The following is a 295-nucleotide window of genomic DNA, read 5'->3' as shown; positions in this document are numbered from 1 at the left end:
ATCAGTCTGGAATATTTCCCGATGGTGCCACAGGATGACCCGTTTCGCGCGCCGGGCCATATGCAAACCGCCTATCCCGATTACCGCCATTATACGGCGCGGGAATATGGAACGCGGATCGGCATTTACCGTTTGCTTGATGCGTTTGAGAAAGCCGGCGCGAAAATTTCGGTCGCAGCCAACAGCATGATTGCCGAGCGCTATCCGGAGTTGATCGCGGACATAACCGCTGGCGGGCATGAAATTATCGCGCATAGCACCGACATGAACGGCACGATTGCCAGCGGCTTGGACG

General features: G+C 56.3%; 1 pseudogene. It reads left to right on the top strand.

Annotated features, from left to right (window positions below):
• Positions 1 to 295: pseudogene (locus AB1K62_RS14695) on the top strand (polysaccharide deacetylase); the annotation flags it as partial.

This window comes from Parasphingorhabdus sp. JC815, assembly GCF_040717415.1.
Lineage (GTDB): Bacteria > Pseudomonadota > Alphaproteobacteria > Sphingomonadales > Sphingomonadaceae > Parasphingorhabdus.
This window is presented reverse-complemented; position numbering and strand designations above follow the sequence as displayed.